The 15,652-nt window shown below is 30.8% G+C and carries 19 protein-coding genes; 18 read left to right on the top strand and 1 reads right to left on the bottom strand.

Annotation, left to right across the window (positions count from 1 at the left end):
* Positions 1-466 precede the first annotated feature (466 nt).
* The 10 genes from recA (at position 467) to BMY18_RS09505 (ending at position 9,697) form a co-directional block, all read left to right on the top strand.
* Positions 467-1,576, top strand: a complete 1,110-nt coding sequence (gene recA, locus BMY18_RS09460; protein WP_092453340.1) for a recombinase RecA — start codon at positions 467-469, stop codon at positions 1,574-1,576.
* 137 nt (positions 1,577-1,713) lie between these two features.
* Complete coding sequence (locus BMY18_RS09465) at positions 1,714-2,358, top strand: regulatory protein RecX (RefSeq protein WP_092453342.1); 645 nt, start codon at positions 1,714-1,716, stop codon at positions 2,356-2,358.
* Positions 2,359-2,459: 101 nt separating this feature from the next.
* Positions 2,460-4,010, top strand: coding sequence for a ribonuclease Y (gene rny, locus BMY18_RS09470; protein WP_092453344.1), 1,551 nt, complete (start codon positions 2,460-2,462; stop codon positions 4,008-4,010).
* A gap of 544 nt (positions 4,011-4,554) precedes the next feature.
* On the top strand, positions 4,555-4,869 hold the full coding sequence (locus tag BMY18_RS09475; protein ID WP_092453346.1) for a DUF3892 domain-containing protein: 315 nt from the start codon (positions 4,555-4,557) through the stop codon (positions 4,867-4,869).
* Between the two features lie 98 nt (positions 4,870-4,967).
* Positions 4,968-5,240, top strand: coding sequence for a hypothetical protein (locus tag BMY18_RS09480; protein ID WP_092453349.1), 273 nt, complete (start codon positions 4,968-4,970; stop codon positions 5,238-5,240).
* 155 nt (positions 5,241-5,395) lie between these two features.
* The gene (locus BMY18_RS09485) at positions 5,396-6,136 is read left to right on the top strand and encodes a hypothetical protein (RefSeq protein ID WP_092453351.1); all 741 of its coding nucleotides are present in this window, start codon (positions 5,396-5,398) and stop codon (positions 6,134-6,136) included.
* A gap of 202 nt (positions 6,137-6,338) precedes the next feature.
* Entirely contained in the window at positions 6,339-6,668 is a 330-nt protein-coding gene (locus BMY18_RS09490) for a hypothetical protein (RefSeq protein ID WP_092453353.1), read from the top strand.
* A 25-nt stretch (positions 6,669-6,693) separates the two neighbouring features.
* A complete protein-coding gene (locus BMY18_RS09495) occupies positions 6,694-7,524 on the top strand; it encodes a hypothetical protein (protein WP_092453355.1) in 831 nt (276 codons plus the stop codon).
* Positions 7,525-7,967: 443 nt separating this feature from the next.
* On the top strand, positions 7,968-8,774 hold the full coding sequence (ku, locus tag BMY18_RS09500; protein ID WP_092453357.1) for a non-homologous end joining protein Ku: 807 nt from the start codon (positions 7,968-7,970) through the stop codon (positions 8,772-8,774).
* Positions 8,771-9,697 (top strand): ATP-dependent DNA ligase, encoded by a 927-nt coding sequence (locus BMY18_RS09505; protein ID WP_092453359.1) that lies wholly within the window; start codon positions 8,771-8,773, stop codon positions 9,695-9,697. Before ku ends, BMY18_RS09505 begins: the two co-directional genes overlap by 4 nt.
* A gap of 422 nt (positions 9,698-10,119) precedes the next feature.
* On the opposite strand, the gene BMY18_RS09510 is transcribed toward BMY18_RS09505, so the two are convergent.
* Positions 10,120-10,347 carry a helix-turn-helix domain-containing protein gene (locus BMY18_RS09510; protein WP_242941002.1) on the bottom strand — a complete coding sequence of 76 codons (228 nt, stop codon included), beginning with the start codon at positions 10,345-10,347 and terminating at the stop codon, positions 10,120-10,122.
* A 349-nt stretch (positions 10,348-10,696) separates the two neighbouring features.
* Between BMY18_RS09510 and BMY18_RS09515 the strand changes: the two genes are divergently transcribed.
* The 8 genes from BMY18_RS09515 to BMY18_RS09550 all read left to right on the top strand — a co-directional run bounded on the left by BMY18_RS09515 (position 10,697) and on the right by BMY18_RS09550 (position 15,509).
* Positions 10,697-10,966 (top strand): hypothetical protein, encoded by a 270-nt coding sequence (locus BMY18_RS09515; protein ID WP_092453361.1) that lies wholly within the window; start codon positions 10,697-10,699, stop codon positions 10,964-10,966.
* Complete coding sequence (locus BMY18_RS09520) at positions 10,945-11,454, top strand: relaxase/mobilization nuclease domain-containing protein (RefSeq protein WP_092453363.1); 510 nt, start codon at positions 10,945-10,947, stop codon at positions 11,452-11,454. Before BMY18_RS09515 ends, BMY18_RS09520 begins: the two co-directional genes overlap by 22 nt.
* A gap of 111 nt (positions 11,455-11,565) precedes the next feature.
* Positions 11,566-11,832, top strand: a complete 267-nt coding sequence (locus tag BMY18_RS09525; RefSeq protein ID WP_092453365.1) for a hypothetical protein — start codon at positions 11,566-11,568, stop codon at positions 11,830-11,832.
* 13 nt (positions 11,833-11,845) lie between these two features.
* Entirely contained in the window at positions 11,846-12,358 is a 513-nt protein-coding gene (locus tag BMY18_RS09530; RefSeq protein ID WP_092453367.1) for a hypothetical protein, read from the top strand.
* 14 nt (positions 12,359-12,372) lie between these two features.
* Entirely contained in the window at positions 12,373-12,573 is a 201-nt protein-coding gene (locus tag BMY18_RS09535) for a helix-turn-helix domain-containing protein (protein WP_092453369.1), read from the top strand.
* A 102-nt stretch (positions 12,574-12,675) separates the two neighbouring features.
* Positions 12,676-13,482, top strand: a complete 807-nt coding sequence (locus tag BMY18_RS09540; protein ID WP_092453371.1) for a hypothetical protein — start codon at positions 12,676-12,678, stop codon at positions 13,480-13,482.
* A gap of 175 nt (positions 13,483-13,657) precedes the next feature.
* Positions 13,658-14,383 (top strand): hypothetical protein, encoded by a 726-nt coding sequence (locus BMY18_RS09545; protein WP_092453372.1) that lies wholly within the window; start codon positions 13,658-13,660, stop codon positions 14,381-14,383.
* Entirely contained in the window at positions 14,280-15,509 is a 1,230-nt protein-coding gene (locus BMY18_RS09550) for a hypothetical protein (protein ID WP_139197248.1), read from the top strand. Before BMY18_RS09545 ends, BMY18_RS09550 begins: the two co-directional genes overlap by 104 nt.
* Positions 15,510-15,652 lie beyond the last annotated feature (143 nt).

Consider the following 15,652-nt stretch of genomic DNA (forward strand, 5'->3'; position numbering starts at 1 on the left):
TGCTTTCTCATTGGCTTGTATGAAAGTTACTAATGTATTCGTTTTATGCTAGAAACAAAGATAATAAGCAAAGACTAGAAGAACAATATATAAACGCTTGGCAATAATTATTTTTGAGAAGTATATTTAAATTAAGCTATATTTTAATCATGGAAACTTTCAAGTTAAGTGATACTATATGGCTTATTTTTATACATGTGGAAAATAGATAATGTAAAATTTATGATATTAAATAAAGTAGTTTACGTAATAACATTTATATGATATAGTGAAATTGTAAGTTATAAAATGGGTTAAGAGCAGGATATCAAATTCCATTTTGAATAATTTTTCCCTACCAGTCATGTGCTGTAAATTATTCGAACAAATATTCGTAAAACTCTTGACACATAGCAGAAAATATAATATAGTTATGAAAGAAAGCGAACAGCTGTTCGCAATATGGATTATTTAAGGAGAGGGATATATGTTAAGAGAAGATAAATTAAAAGCACTGGACGTAGCGATATCTAATATTGAAAAACAATTTGGTAAAGGTTCTATAATGAAGTTAGGAGATCCTAATATTAATCTTAATGTTGAAACCGTTCCAACAGGCTCATTAAGTTTAGATATTGCTTTGGGTCTTGGTGGAATCCCAAGAGGAAGAGTCGTTGAAGTATATGGACCTGAGTCAAGTGGTAAAACAACAGTTGCATTACATATGGTTGCCGAAATTCAAAAACGTGGCGGAATTGCAGGATTTATTGATGCAGAGCATGCTCTTGATCCCGTTTATGCTAAGAATATAGGCGTTGATATTGATAATTTATATATTTCACAGCCAGATAGTGGAGAGCAAGCTCTTGAAATCACTGAGACGATGGTACGTTCTGGCGCAATTGATATCGTAATTATTGATTCAGTCGCTGCACTTGTACCAAAGGCCGAAATCGATGGAGATATGGGTGATTCACATATTGGTCTTCAAGCACGTCTTATGTCACAAGCCTTAAGGAAGCTAACACCAGTTGTAAGTAAAAATAACTGCGTAGTAATTTTTATTAATCAGCTTCGTGAAAAAGTTGGCGTTATGTTTGGTAGTCCAGAAACAACATCCGGAGGTAGAGCTCTTAAGTTCTATGCTTCCGTTAGACTTGACGTTAGAAAAATCGAAACTTTAAAGATGAATGGTGAAGTAGTTGGTAATAGAACCAGAATTAAAGTTGTAAAAAACAAAATTGCGCCTCCATTTAAAGAAGCAGAATTTGATATTATGTTTGGACATGGGATTTCACAAGAAGGAGATATTCTTGATTTGGCTTCTAATGTTGGAATTGTTCAAAAGAGTGGAGCTTGGTTCGCTTATAATGACGGTAAAATTGGTCAGGGACGTGAGAACGGAAAAGCTTATCTGAAGGAGAATCCAGATATAATGCGTGAAATTGAAGCGAAAGTAAAGGCACATTATGGAATTAGTGAAGATGGAAAGATAAAACCGGCACCAGATAAAAATGCAAAAGATGCCACAGAAGCATCACCTGCTAAAGTAGCCGCAGAAACACCACCTACTAAGAAAAAAGCTGCTGACAAATAGTTATTAGAAACATACGTTATAAGTCTTCTGAAATTGTCGCAAAAAGCTTGCTGTAGGTGAAGTATAATATAATACTTCACCTACAGCATTTTTAAAATTCATAATTAAGCAAAATCAAAGAAAGCAGAAAATATAAGATGGATAATGATGAGATATATTTAGTTACTGAAATAGTTGAGATTAATAAGAAAAAAAGAAGAATATATATTAATTATGATTCAGCATTTTCATTATATGTTGGTGAAGTTAGAAAGTACAAAATAAAAAAAGATTTGCCTATTGATAAGGAAATCTATGATGAGATTGTGAATGAAATCTTGCCTAAAAGAGCAAAACTTAGAGCAATGAATTTATTGAAGGATAGAGATCTTACAGAGCATTCGCTTAGAGGAAAGCTTAAAGAAGGATATTATCCGGAAGACTCTATTCGTATTGCAATTGAGTATGTTAAAAGTTATGGATATATAGATGATAGAAGATATGCACAAAACTATGTTAACTTTAAAAGTGTCTCAAAAAGTAGGTATCAAATCAAAAATTTGCTTCTACAAAAAGGACTAGATAAAGATTTGATTTCCGAAGTTTGCGACGAATATTATGAAAATAGCGATAACAATGAAAACAGTGAAAGTAAGTTGATAGAAAAGCTCATTTCCAAGCGTAAAGTAGACATAATTAATATAACTAGAGAAGATAAATCAAAGCTTTTAGGTTATTTGACGAGACGAGGATTTCGAATTGACTTAATAAATGGTGTAATTAGTGAAATTGTTAATAAATGAAGCTGAATTAATACAGTCTTTGCTTGACATAATGTCCAAAAAAGTATAATATTTAACTATTGTATATTTGTACAATGAAAATTAAATAAGGAGGTGCTCCTGTGCTAATTATAATTATTATTTCTATAATTGTCACACTTGTTGTAGTCGCACCTATTACTTGGATTATATCAGGAACTATTCAAAAGAGGGTTAGTGATGCTAAAATTGGAAGTGCAACTGATAGAGCAAGGGATATAATAGACGATGCACTAAAAACTGCCGAAACGAAGAAGAGAGAAGCGCTTTTGGAAGCAAAGGAAGAGTCAATTAAGACTAAGAATGAGCTTGAGAAAGAAACACGAGAAAGACGTGCTGAAGTACAACGTTATGAAAAACGTATACTTATTAAAGAAGAAACTCTTGATAGAAAAACGGAAACAGTTGAAAAACGTGATGCAAATATTACTAGGAAAGAAGAAGATCTTAGTAAGCAAAAACAACAGGTTGAAGAACTTGAGCAAAAAAGGCAACAGGAACTAGAAAGAATTTCAGGATTAACCTCCGAACAGGCAAAAGAGTATCTTTTGAAAACTGTTGAAGATGAAGTTAAACATGATACTGCTATAATGATTAAAACATTAGAAAGCAGAGCTAAAGAAGAAGCAGACAAGAAAGCAAAGGAATATGTTGTAACTGCAATACAGAAATGTGCTGCAGATCATGTAGCAGAAACAACAATTTCAGTTGTTCAGCTTCCAAATGATGAGATGAAAGGCCGCATAATTGGTCGAGAAGGACGTAATATTCGTACTTTAGAGACTTTGACAGGTGTTGAATTGATTATTGATGATACGCCAGAAGCAGTTGTGTTATCAGGTTTTGATCCTATTAGAAGAGAAGTTGCAAGAATCGCACTTGAAAAGCTTATTCTTGATGGACGTATTCATCCAGCAAGAATCGAAGAAATGGTCGAAAAAGCTCAAAAAGAAGTCGAAGTATTAATACGAGAAGAAGGTGAAGCTGCAACCCTAGAGGTTGGCGTTCATGGAATACATCCAGAACTAGTTAGATTATTAGGAAAGATGAAGTTCAGAACAAGCTACGGACAAAATGCGTTAAAGCATTCTATCGAAGTTGCTCAGCTCTCTGGATTATTAGCAGGGGAAATTGGTGTCGATATTAAAATGGCTAAAAGAGCTGGTTTATTACATGACATTGGTAAAGCTGTTGACCACGAAATGGAAGGCTCACATATTCAAATTGGTGTTGATTTATGTAGAAGATACAAAGAATCAGCCATTGTTATTAATGCGGTAGAATCACATCATGGTGACGTTGAACCTGAATCTTTAATCGCTTGTATTGTACAAGCAGCTGATACAATATCTGCTGCTAGACCCGGCGCAAGAAGGGAAACGTTAGAAACTTATACAAACAGACTAAAACAATTAGAAGATATTGCCAACTCTTTCAAAGGGGTTGAAAAGTCATTTGCCATTCAGGCGGGTAGAGAAGTTCGTATTTTAGTAGTTCCAGAAGTTGTTAGCGATACAGATATGATACTTTTAGCTAGAGATATTTCAAAGCAGGTTGAATCTGAACTTGAATATCCTGGACAGATTAAAGTGAATGTTATTCGTGAATCAAGAGCAATTGATTACGCTAAGTAACTAAAAAAGCGAAATTAACAGATAGCCAAACCCTTATAAACAGTGATGTTTTGTTGGGTTTGGCTATTTTTTTGCAATTAAGGCATATCGTAACTTATCGTAAATTGGTGTAAATTATTAATATTTTGGCGTAAATAATGGCGTAAACTAAATTAACTAATGGCGTAAAAATGAGAAAAACTTAATGTGATATAAACACTAAAATAAGAGCATTATTTGATTGTAGAAATACAGCTAATTAGTGTTCTTATTTTAATGCTTAAATACAGAGGCATATCAATTAGATGACATCATATAAATCACTTCATATTGTAGACACAAAAACTAATACCTATATAGAATAATAGAGGCTCACAAAGGCTCACAAAGGCTCACAAAGGCTTGTAGAGTGTTACTTTAACCGTATAATTCTATAATATATATGAAATTGCAATATACTAGTAATCGAAACTTAAGATTATACAATTATTATTGGTAGAATATGTCTTTACATCTTATACTATTGGATGTACTATTATCTTATAAAAATCAAGGGGGATAAAAATTGGCTGATTATGGTATTTGTGAAGTTCATTATAATGATGATCATTCGAAAATTGAAGAGGTACATGCATTCGAAATTATAGAGAATGATGCTGGTGAAAAACATACTGATGGTATTAAACACACTTTTTCAAAAGAAAGCATTATCTTAAGAATTGATTGTGGTGATAAGGTTACTACACTAATCAAAAATGATAAAGGTGAGTGGGACAGAGGTTCAAAGGTTATAGTTTATACAGAGGATAAAGGAAAATTTATAAGAACAAAAAATAACACTAAAAAAGTGGACAATTTAGGGGAATTACCTGAATACTAGAAACGATATTACACGACTTCAAAGTCAAATCGTATTACTTCTTGTGATATTTTTCATTAGATATATAATGTTGGAAAACAATTATAGGGGGGATAAAAATGAGTGTAAAAGTAAATAAGAAAATGAATAATATAACATCTAATTATAGTTATTACATAAGTGAAATTGATCACATAATGCATAATCTTGAAAAAGGTCGTACTTATGAAAAAACAGGATGTCGACAAGATGGCTATTTAGCGACAAATATTAGTAAATTACGTAAAGAAATTAATGAGATGATGTATTATATACAAAAAGATGAATTAGGAATTGAGGAACCAAGCAAAAAAGTATTACGAACATATGAAGAAAGAGAAAACAAGGAATAAAATGATTTATTTTTAAGGCACTTGCAGCAAGCAGGTGTCTTTTTAATGTATTTTCTAAGTTATCAAAAATTATTCAAATTACCATATTGGGTTTACTTCTTGTCCATTAAGATGTAAAATTATTTGATGAGTGTTTATGAAAATGAGGTTAGAGAATGAAAGATAAAGAAATTTTGTTATATGGCAATAAATATGCTGGATTAAGTAAATCTATGGTAGAAAGTTTTTTGCTATTATCAAAATCTATCGTACCATTAGCTGAAGGGGCTGGTAATTTTGTAAATAATTATATTAAATTATCAGAGAATCTTAGTAAATATATAACTGATCTTTATGTAAAGTTTGACTCTTCTGAATATCGTAAGATGTTAGAAAATATTGGGAAATTAGCAATATATAATAATTACAACGATAGTATATTTTCGCCCAGTATCACTACTGAAAACATTATAAATGTTTTAGATTCGTTAAATATTAATAAGAATGAGAACGGATATATTACTAAAGATAGTGATGAAATTAGTTTTGATGAAATCAGTGAATTCACAGATGATATAAACACTGTTGTAAAAAGTAAGTTCATTACAAAAGATTATATGGAATGTGCAGAAAAATGGGGAATGAAGCATCCTATATTAGTAACAATTATAGGTATTGTGATAGCATTTTTATTAAATTGTATGACCTCAAAATCTGCCATCACCATAAACAACACGAATATTTATGTCAATCCTACAAGTCATTCTCAAAAGATATATGTCATTCCACAAAATACTAAAATTGTAATTGATAATGAAGGTACTAGATATTTTTATAAAATACTATATACTGATGTTGAAAATGATAGGGATATTGATGGTTATGTTGCTATCAAAAATATTAGAATAGATAAATAATAGGACAAAATGTATATTTAATACATAAAATGAAGGATGAAAGTGAAAAAACATACTAGAATTGCAATTTCATATATTGCGTAATTTGAAAGATTTTCATAAGAGGGGAGTAAAATTATATGGTAATAACATGTTGTCCTGAATATGGACGAGAAGGAGTAAGTGATTCTGAGAAAGTATATTATTTTAATGGAGGTTCTTCATGGATAGTATAGGCTTAGTGATTTCAATAATTTCAATTTCAATTGTGGCTTTTTCTTTCGCATGGCAATGGAAAATAAAAAATACAGAAAAATTGAAATATAGTATTTTCTCTTATATATTTGAATTTTATGCACCCTGTTATATGATTGATAAATTACCTACTACAGCTGATGTGATAAATCATATTTTAAAATTTAAAAGTCATAAGAACATTATGAAAGTAAAATATTTATTAATTGAATTAAATCATGAAAAAAAGATATTAGCTACTACTGATATGGATAGATCATTTGAAAGAATATGTTGGAGACCAAGTATAATATTATGATGATTATTCACAGGAGGTAAATAGGATGGAATATAAGTTCCCTGATTTTAGTGAAAGTATTAGAAATTGTGTTGATCAAGGTCATAAAGTTTTAGAGGAATTAGCTCGGACGATATCAGAAATAAAATTACCCATAATTGATATTAGCGTTTCAGAGGAAACTAGTATTGGAATTCAATACCTTATGATTGCGAGAAAATATAAATGGCCAATTTTTATGGAAAGGAACTTAGAATTTCAAAAAAAAATAATTGCTGCAGAAAAAGAAAAGGATGACATAGAAAAGATTATATATGAACATTTTGATGATAATTGTATAAATGAAATGTTTAATGCTTGGAAATTTTCGAAATGTGTAAACAAATTTAGAATGTCTATATTTGAAGAAAGTAAAGAATTATATTTTAATAAAAAATATTATGCAACTACATCAATAATGATGTGCCAATTATACGGTGTAATCATCGATATTAATTCCTTTGCGAAGGATAATGGAATAGTGATTTCTGAAGATGATAAAAAATTTATTGCTTTACAATGTGATATTAAACCAGAAAATATTAATTCAGAAAAAGGTAAATTACATCAAGTAGCATTTATTCCAGATACGGGGAATTTACTTTGGGAAGCAATAACAGAATATTTCCGTAAAATCATCTTGTCATCAACAGAAAGTAAAGAAATATGGAATCATCAGCCGATTAGAAATAAAATTTGCCATGGAGATCAATTGAACTTTGGAACTAAAGAACATGCACTTAAATCAATACTTGGGATTAATTTGTTAATACAATTAGGAGAGGCTGTAGAGTATACAATTGAAAATAATAACGATAAAGAGGTACATATAATATAAATTCTAAATATATTAGCATTTATATATTGTATTGAGTTGGTGCGATTATTTCATTTTTAAGAGTAATAAACAACAATATAAATCAAGAAAAATAAATCACTAATCAAGAAACTTTCAGCAATGTAGGTGGCTTTTTTATATTCAAAAAATAGTAAAAAGGCACAGGTACGAATTATATTTGCTACCCAGTACGCGGTTTATAAAAGGAATAGGATTAAATTATTACCCTGCTTAAATGCGGGAGTATACATGAGGTTTGAAAATAATTTTATAAGTATCAATAAAGGCTCCTATCTGTACAAGGAGCTTTTATTGATACTTCATCGATTACCAATTATGTGTTCGGGTGGTTTTAGATTATGTATATTAAGATATACAAATAGTTTCCTTATAAATTATTTTTTATTACACATAATAAGAAAAATACTTATGGAGGTAACAATATGGCAGTAGCACACAAAGGCTCAATATCTATGGGATTAGTATTGATTCCGATTGGAATGTATAAAACAACGACAGATAATGATATACACTTTAATCAATTAGATAAAGAAAGTAAGGCTCGGATTAAATATAAGAAGTACTGTAGTCACTGTAATAAAGAGGTTACGACAAGTGATATAATAAAAGGTTATGAATATGAAAAAGATAAATATGTTATTATGACTGATGACGAACTAGAGAAAATCAAAACAAAAAGGGACAAATCAATTCACATCATTCAGTTTGCTAAAATGATTGAAATAGATCCTATATTTTACGAAAATGATTATTATGGATTACCTGATGTAGGGGCAGAAAAAGCCTTTGAATTATTACGACAATCATTGTTAAGTCAAAAGAAAGTAGCTATTGCTAAAACAGTTATTGGTACCAGGGAAAATCTTATAGTATTATACCCAACAGATGAAGGAATTATTGTTAAGACATTATTTTATCAAGATGAGATTGTAGAGATTCCTAAAAAAATTCCAAAGATGAAGTTAGATAAGAATGAATTAGATATGGCAAAGATGTTAATAGAAAATATGACTAAGCCATTTGATGCAGCTGAATTTAAGGATGAGTATCAAACCCGATTACGCGAGGCAATTATGACAAAAATTCAAGGTAAAGAAATTATTAGTGTGGATAATGGAGAACAAAATAATGTTATTGACCTTATGGAGGCATTACAGCGCAGTCTCGAATTAACAAATAGTCCAAATGCAAAAACTAAAACAGTGAAGAATAAGAAGAGTACTGCATGATAGATCTTTTTGAAGAAAAAGCAATTAAACCAATGCTAATAAAAGATATGATGAATCCATTTAATTCAAATGATTGGATTTATGAATTAAAACTGGATGGGATTAGATGTATTGCATACCTTGATGATTTTGAAACGGATTTAAGAAATAAACGAAATATGAAATTACTCCCTAGATTTCCGGAGCTGCAATTAATTAATAATCAAATAAAAAACAAATGTATTTTAGACGGTGAGCTAATAGTACTTAAAAATGGGGTTCCAGATTTTTACGAATTGCAAAGACGTACTTTGCTGACTGATACATTTAAAATTCAACTGGAAAATAATAAATATCCTGCTTCTTTTGTTGCTTATGACATTATTTATTATAATAACAAGACGATAACAGACCTTTCATTAATAGAAAGAAAAAAGATATTGCAAGATGTATTAGTGGAAAATAAAGATATTGCAATTTCAAGGTTTATACAGGAGAAAGGAATTGAATTATTTAATATTGCAGACCAGAATCAACTAGAAGGGGTAGTTGCCAAAAGAAAAGACTCTAAATACTATTTTGATAAGCGTACCAATGATTGGGTGAAATTCAAAAGGATGGCAGATGAAGATTTTGTTATTTGCGGATATAATAAAGAGAAAAATACATTGACATTAGGACAGTTTAAAGGTGATGTGTTAATTTATAAAGGAAATGTATCATTTGGTGTAAAGCAAGATTTCTTAAGAATATATAATTGTAAAATAACAAATGATTCACCATTTAATTTAACCCCTTCTAGTAATGATGATGTAACATGGCTAGAGCCAACATTAGTATGTGTGGTTGAATATATGCCAAATACAAAAGATTCATTAAGACAACCTGTATTTAAAGCTATTAGAGATGATGTGATACCTAAAGAATGTCAGGTAAAACCATAGTATGAGTTATGTGGACCTCACGCATAACATCAACAAGCTTACGTAGTGCTAGAGATCGCTGACATGATAGGTAAGACATAGTCCTGTAATGTGTGCACTGTTCTTCCTAAATTTCTCATAGTTCTTTCTGTTTTGAAATTAATATGGCTAATTTGAAATGCTTTAGACTATAGGCATAAACTAATACCTAGATCAAATAAAAACTGCTTACAGAGCTCTTGAGAGGGCTACTTTATTTCTATAGTTCTGTATATTACAGATTTGTAATATACAGAGCTATTTGAAGGAATTAGCATGAATTTAAAATTGAAAAGGTGAAATAAATAATTAGCATAGTAAAATATTTTAGTCTGTAAGGGGGCATCTCAATTTGAGGTGCTCTTTCTTACTTTTTTATAATGAATATATGAAAAGTGAAAATCTTATTTTTTCATCCCAGACGCTTCTCTGATATAGTCATCGATAGCCTGTTTTGATACACGCCATACAGTGCCAATTCTAAATGCTTTGATTTTACGTGAGCGTAGTAACTCGTAGGTACGGTTTTTTCCTATCTTTAAGTAATCTGCAACTTCATCTGAAGTCATAAGTGTTGATGTGTTGTAATCAGCATTATTTGCTGTCATGTAGTCGTTCATTGAATTATTCATGATTAAATCCTCCTTATATTTTATATTATATTAATGTTTGCATTGTTATTTCACATGTGTTACAAAATCTAACTAAAGTAAAAAAGTGCTTGTTGTACGTTAGGTAATCAAAATTATATAAAAAGATACTAACAGTAATGTAAAGCAGTGAATTGAATTTCCCTACTTGCTATTTTATTATAATACTAGTTATTAATAGAATAAGAGTATAGCTATTATATAGATATAACTTCTATATACAATATAACTACTCTATAGATATACACATACTGTATATAAAATATATACATGTATAGAAAATTACATAATCAATAACTAATAAGTAAAAACAATAATGGAGGTATAACAAATGGGACAAATTGTATCAAGAAATGTAAGTCTAGAAGAAATGGAGATGTTTAATAATTTTAGAGGAGAACTTAATATGTCACAAGGATTAAAGGCTATGGTTCATCAGGTATGTGATAAGAGATATAGTCTAGTAGAGCTATTGCATGAATTATTGGAACTTGATAAAGATTTAAAAAGTATAGAAGATAATTTATCTGAAAAAGATCGATTGTTATTTAATAACGCACATGAAAGGATTGAACAAATATGGCAAATCTTATCGCGATAACAGATGGTTATAAAAACGAAGATGCTGTGTACATTGTGTTGAATTATATGTGGTCGCCATATTGTGATAATGATTTATCTTATAGGGGAAATATATATTCTTACAATCCTTATATTGTTGCTAATCAATACATGGCTGTGCAGAAAGTTTTTATGCAGGAAAGAGGAAAACGAATATGTCACATGGTCATTGGCTTTGAAAATAAGGAGATTAATTATGATGAAGAAGTGTTAGATGTTATGAAATTAGTGATTGATTATTTTAAAGATAGATTTCAGGTGTTTGCAGTAATACATAATGGATCGAAACATAGAGTGGATGAATATCTACATATTCATATTACAGTAAATACAGTTTCGTATGTAGATGGAAGTAGATTGTATGATTCTGGAGAAATGTATTATAAATTAAAAGAATATTTAGAGTCCTGCTCAAAATATAATTGGGCCTTGAAGAGAAAGAAGGCTAAAGATTGGCCAAATAGTTAGAAATATTTTATGTTGTATAAAGATATCTCTCATATGTGAAAATTAGTGATTATTTAATCAACATATTTATAATAGCAGAAAGCTAAGTTTCACATATGGAGGTATTAATTAATGAATGGTAAAAAAAACAAAGTGGTTCCGGTTTCTATGCCAGAAGAAATGAATAATGAAATCGCAAAGAATGCTGCAGAACAAAATATGTCCAAGTCGGCCTATATAAGAAGTATTATGTTAGATTCCGTAGAATACAGAATTAATAGACCAACTCTAAATGTAATACTCATAGGCTTAATTGAGCATCTAAAAGAAACAAAAGATAAAAAGGTCAGAAATACATTGAATGCAGATATAGAAAATATTATCAGTTTACTGAAGTAGGAGGAAGTGGATAATGGAGTTTAATGTTTATAGAGAACAAATAAGGAATAGAAGCGAGCTAGAGAGCTTTATTTCATTATGTTGGAATTCAGATAAAATCAAGTATAGAGGTGGCTATGGAGTGATTACGAGAAGTGTTGAATCTATAGTGGGTGGTTTCGAAATGACTCACAGAACTTTTTGTAAGAATATAAGTTTACTAGTACATTGCTTTTCGATTACCTTTGATCAAGGAATGTCAGAAGCCTTTGTGGTGAATGTAGCTGAACAAATCAAAGTTTATTTGTCGCAGAATTATCAATTGATATATTTGATAACAGAAAATACTGATGGAAGAAAGGAAACTGTTTTTATACTTAATTCAGTTTCATATGCAACTGGAAAGAATTTTTGCGATAACAATAAGGCATACATATTACTACGGGAAAAATTAAAAGAGATAACTGGTATTGTGTGTAATATAAAATTTGGCCAAAATGTGTTTTTCAAGGCTGCTGGATCAAATATGAATTGTTATGTAAGATAAGGAGGAATCAAGTAATGGAATATAATTATAATAAGCTCTGGAAAATGCTAATTGATAAAAATATGAGTAAGAAGGAATTGTCAGAGCAATCTGGAGTATCAGGAGCAACATTGGCAAGAATGAAAAATAACCGACCAGTCACAATGAATGTTTTGGTGAAATTATGTGGTGTTTTGAATTGTCGTATAGATGATATTGTTAAAATAAACTTATAATATGGTATATATTGTAAGACTTTTGTTTTATAATAGAATAATAGTAAATATAATATTTCAATAGATAGCAAGATTAAAAAGAAATGAGGATGGTAGATTATTATGAAAGCACAATATGGAAAAATGGAAGAAATAATTAGACGCTATCGTGGAGGTTTGATGCGAACAGAAACCATAAAAGCCTATGAAGAAGCAAATAAAAAGACAATGGAAGATATAATTATGAAGATGGAAGCTTTCCTTGATTTGAAAAATCATGTGATCAGCGCTATGAAGATTGGTGACTTAAAAAAGATTATTAAAAATCAGGATGCTCTTGCAGAGGAAGAAAAACTCAAATATATTAACATTAATAAGTGCAAGGATTATGACACCTTTATTCGAATCGCAAGTGAACGAGTTGAAGAATTTGATGCAGAAAGAGATAATCGCCATGTGCGTGGAGAAATTTGTAGAATCCAAAATAGGCAGAGATTGGCCAAGCGTTCAGAACTTAATTGGGTTGATATGGATGCGAAAGGAATTGGAGAATATGATAAGGAGACAGAGAGTTTTGCTTCAGGTAATTTTCTTGGAATGCTTAACTACCGTGCGAGTGGAGGGGAAGAGTGGCGGCGAATGTTAAAAGAGTTCCAGGAAAATCCACGTGATGTTCATACAATGCCAGAAACAGGATATGAAATTGAGTGGTTTCATGTGGCATCTGATGGCGAAAAGGTTACCATTATGCAGGCCAAGAAAAAACCGTTCAAGGTCATTAGCACACCTATGGTGCTCAACGAAAGTAAGCTGTCGTTGATGGTTGCACTTTATCGAAATGTAAAACATGGCGTCAAATTCAAAGAAAATCCAGATTCTGAAATGGAGTATTGGCTGGGTATATTTAAACTTCTACGAGTGAGGGGATAAAATAGGATAAAGACTGTAACCTGTTCAAACTTCATGGTAATATAAAGCTGAATTTACGACGTTTTTTATTTTAAATTAATAAGATAATACCTGGATAGAATAAGACTATTTGCTTTTGATATAATTGGTTGTGGTAGCAATAATGGGAAGCTGACCAACTGAAAGAAGGAGTTATATGGAATCGAAAATAGAAAATTTGATGCGAGAAATTGCATTGCCTAAGAGATATTTTAACAATGATTTTGTTATTTCTGACAAGTTTAGAGAAGAGGCAGATACCTTCATATTACTTCTTTATCAATGTAATGGTAAAGAATTTAATGCTATTCAAGAAGAAAAAATTAATAAGAATTTAGCTGAGATTTGTGACATAGCTAAACTTAATATAGACTCTATCCTTAATATAATTAAGTACTACGAAAATGCGGATATAAAAACTGCTCAAAAAGAATTTGATATATTAATGAGCAGAATAAAAGATGATATATTTATCGGTTCGATTGATGACCACGTTCAAATAACTACTAAAGAGCACACTTTCTGGACAAGATTTCGCATTACGCCAGGCTATCAATATTTCAGGGTTAGGCCTTCTGAATATGAATCCTACACTATTTCGCAGAATGCAGATGAACTTTTCCATATCCCGCTTTCTAAGCGGGCATATTCTAATAACGAACGATTTAGTTTAGCGGGTTTCCCAAGTTTGTATTTATCAACAATGCTTCCGTTAGCTTGGCAGGAATGCGGATATCCGCAAAAATACTATTATTCTGAATATCAGTTTGAGCATAGCTATGATACTATTTTTGAAAATCGCTTGGTTGACGAGGAACTACAATTTCTCTCATTGTATTCGCCAGACGAAATATGCAATTGGGGGGGCATCTGTAAAGTATAATCATTTTGATCTTTGGTTAGAAGTAGTTACTAAGTATTTGAAGAGCTATCCTTTGATATTAGCTTGTTCTTTTGTGAATCAGAGTGGTAAGGTTCCATACAAGCAAGAATACATTATCCCTCAAATGCTTATGCAGTGGGTTCAACGTAATAATTCAACAGTACAAGGTATTTCATATTTCACTTGTGTTGATACAAGCATGTGGCCAAGCCAATGGTGTGCATACAACTTAGTTATTCCAGCGGTGGCACCATACGACGATAAAATGTACAGTAGCATATTAAGGGATAAATTTTGCTGGACAGAACCTAGGTTCTTCACGGTTCCGATAGCTGACAAAAAGTATAACGAACACGATAGAGAAATTATATATAGTTTTATTAGAGATATAAGAAGTGCTACGAGAACATATCAGTTACCTATGAAGTTTCTAGCTTTACTAAATAAAATGATGAATGTTAGTGGCTGCCTCATGAGCTTGCTGGACAGTGGAAGTGCTCAACATATGCAGTTGGCATTACATATGTTGAATTCTCTTGATGATAATTGTAACCAGCTAAATGCTTTTCAATTGGAGAACTTATTTGATGAAGTCTTACAGGATAAACAAGATCTCAATGTAATTAATAATTTGAATTTAGATGATACAATTAACACATTTAGAAACTTGTATAACAGATTTATTGTAGATGGCGGAATTGACGATAGTATTGAGAAATTAATTGATAAATACAAAATGCTTTGTTGGAACGGCTTACATCCACACTCTGAAATAATACTGATTTATTCTAATCGTACTGAAATTAACGAACCAATAAAGTGGTTGCGTGAAAACCATGTTTTGCACTTCCCCACAAAACTAGATTCTAGCGATAATACAGTCGAGTATTTGAATAAAATTGCAGAGGGAGCAAAGGTTTCAATTCAAGATTTTTGGGACAAGCCTATAGGAAACAATGAATGGATTAAAATGAATATTGGAGCAATTAAAACACCAATTTTTATCAAACAAAATGACGTTAGCATTTTCTCGCCCGATGGAACCGCTTCTTATGAATTTGTACAAATAGGATTCAATAAAGACCTTTTAGCAGAGAAATTACATTTATCAAAAAGAATATTATAAACACTTCTCTTCAAACGAAATCAAATTATACAAGTCACATAATGTTAATGTTTGAATGGATAAAAGTACTTTATTATTAGCTACAAATATATATTTATAAATATTCGTCGGCTGTCGCTGATTGTGTGGATAATACTGTAGAA

The sequence above is a fragment of the [Clostridium] fimetarium genome, assembly GCF_900111235.1.
Taxonomy (GTDB): domain Bacteria; phylum Bacillota; class Clostridia; order Lachnospirales; family Lachnospiraceae; genus Clostridium_N; species Clostridium_N fimetarium.

What these genes read in the sequence shown, in the direction of transcription:
- recA (WP_092453340.1), top strand. Translation starts at nt 467, where the DNA reads ATGTTAAGAGAAGATAAATTAAAAGCACTGGACGTAGCGATATCTAAT.
- BMY18_RS09465 (WP_092453342.1), top strand. Translation starts at nt 1,714, where the DNA reads ATGGATAATGATGAGATATATTTAGTTACTGAAATAGTTGAGATTAAT.
- BMY18_RS09480 (WP_092453349.1), top strand. Translation starts at nt 4,968, where the DNA reads ATGAGTGTAAAAGTAAATAAGAAAATGAATAATATAACATCTAATTAT.
- BMY18_RS09485 (WP_092453351.1), top strand. Translation starts at nt 5,396, where the DNA reads ATGAAAGATAAAGAAATTTTGTTATATGGCAATAAATATGCTGGATTA.
- BMY18_RS09490 (WP_092453353.1), top strand. Translation starts at nt 6,339, where the DNA reads ATGGATAGTATAGGCTTAGTGATTTCAATAATTTCAATTTCAATTGTG.
- BMY18_RS09495 (WP_092453355.1), top strand. Translation starts at nt 6,694, where the DNA reads ATGGAATATAAGTTCCCTGATTTTAGTGAAAGTATTAGAAATTGTGTT.
- ku (WP_092453357.1), top strand. Translation starts at nt 7,968, where the DNA reads ATGGCAGTAGCACACAAAGGCTCAATATCTATGGGATTAGTATTGATT.
- BMY18_RS09505 (WP_092453359.1), top strand. Translation starts at nt 8,771, where the DNA reads ATGATAGATCTTTTTGAAGAAAAAGCAATTAAACCAATGCTAATAAAA.
- BMY18_RS09510 (WP_242941002.1), bottom strand. Translation starts at nt 10,347, where the DNA reads ATGAATAATTCAATGAACGACTACATGACAGCAAATAATGCTGATTAC.
- BMY18_RS09515 (WP_092453361.1), top strand. Translation starts at nt 10,697, where the DNA reads ATGGGACAAATTGTATCAAGAAATGTAAGTCTAGAAGAAATGGAGATG.
- BMY18_RS09520 (WP_092453363.1), top strand. Translation starts at nt 10,945, where the DNA reads ATGGCAAATCTTATCGCGATAACAGATGGTTATAAAAACGAAGATGCT.
- BMY18_RS09525 (WP_092453365.1), top strand. Translation starts at nt 11,566, where the DNA reads ATGAATGGTAAAAAAAACAAAGTGGTTCCGGTTTCTATGCCAGAAGAA.
- BMY18_RS09530 (WP_092453367.1), top strand. Translation starts at nt 11,846, where the DNA reads ATGGAGTTTAATGTTTATAGAGAACAAATAAGGAATAGAAGCGAGCTA.
- BMY18_RS09535 (WP_092453369.1), top strand. Translation starts at nt 12,373, where the DNA reads ATGGAATATAATTATAATAAGCTCTGGAAAATGCTAATTGATAAAAAT.
- BMY18_RS09540 (WP_092453371.1), top strand. Translation starts at nt 12,676, where the DNA reads ATGAAAGCACAATATGGAAAAATGGAAGAAATAATTAGACGCTATCGT.
- BMY18_RS09545 (WP_092453372.1), top strand. Translation starts at nt 13,658, where the DNA reads ATGGAATCGAAAATAGAAAATTTGATGCGAGAAATTGCATTGCCTAAG.
- BMY18_RS09550 (WP_139197248.1), top strand. Translation starts at nt 14,280, where the DNA reads ATGATACTATTTTTGAAAATCGCTTGGTTGACGAGGAACTACAATTTC.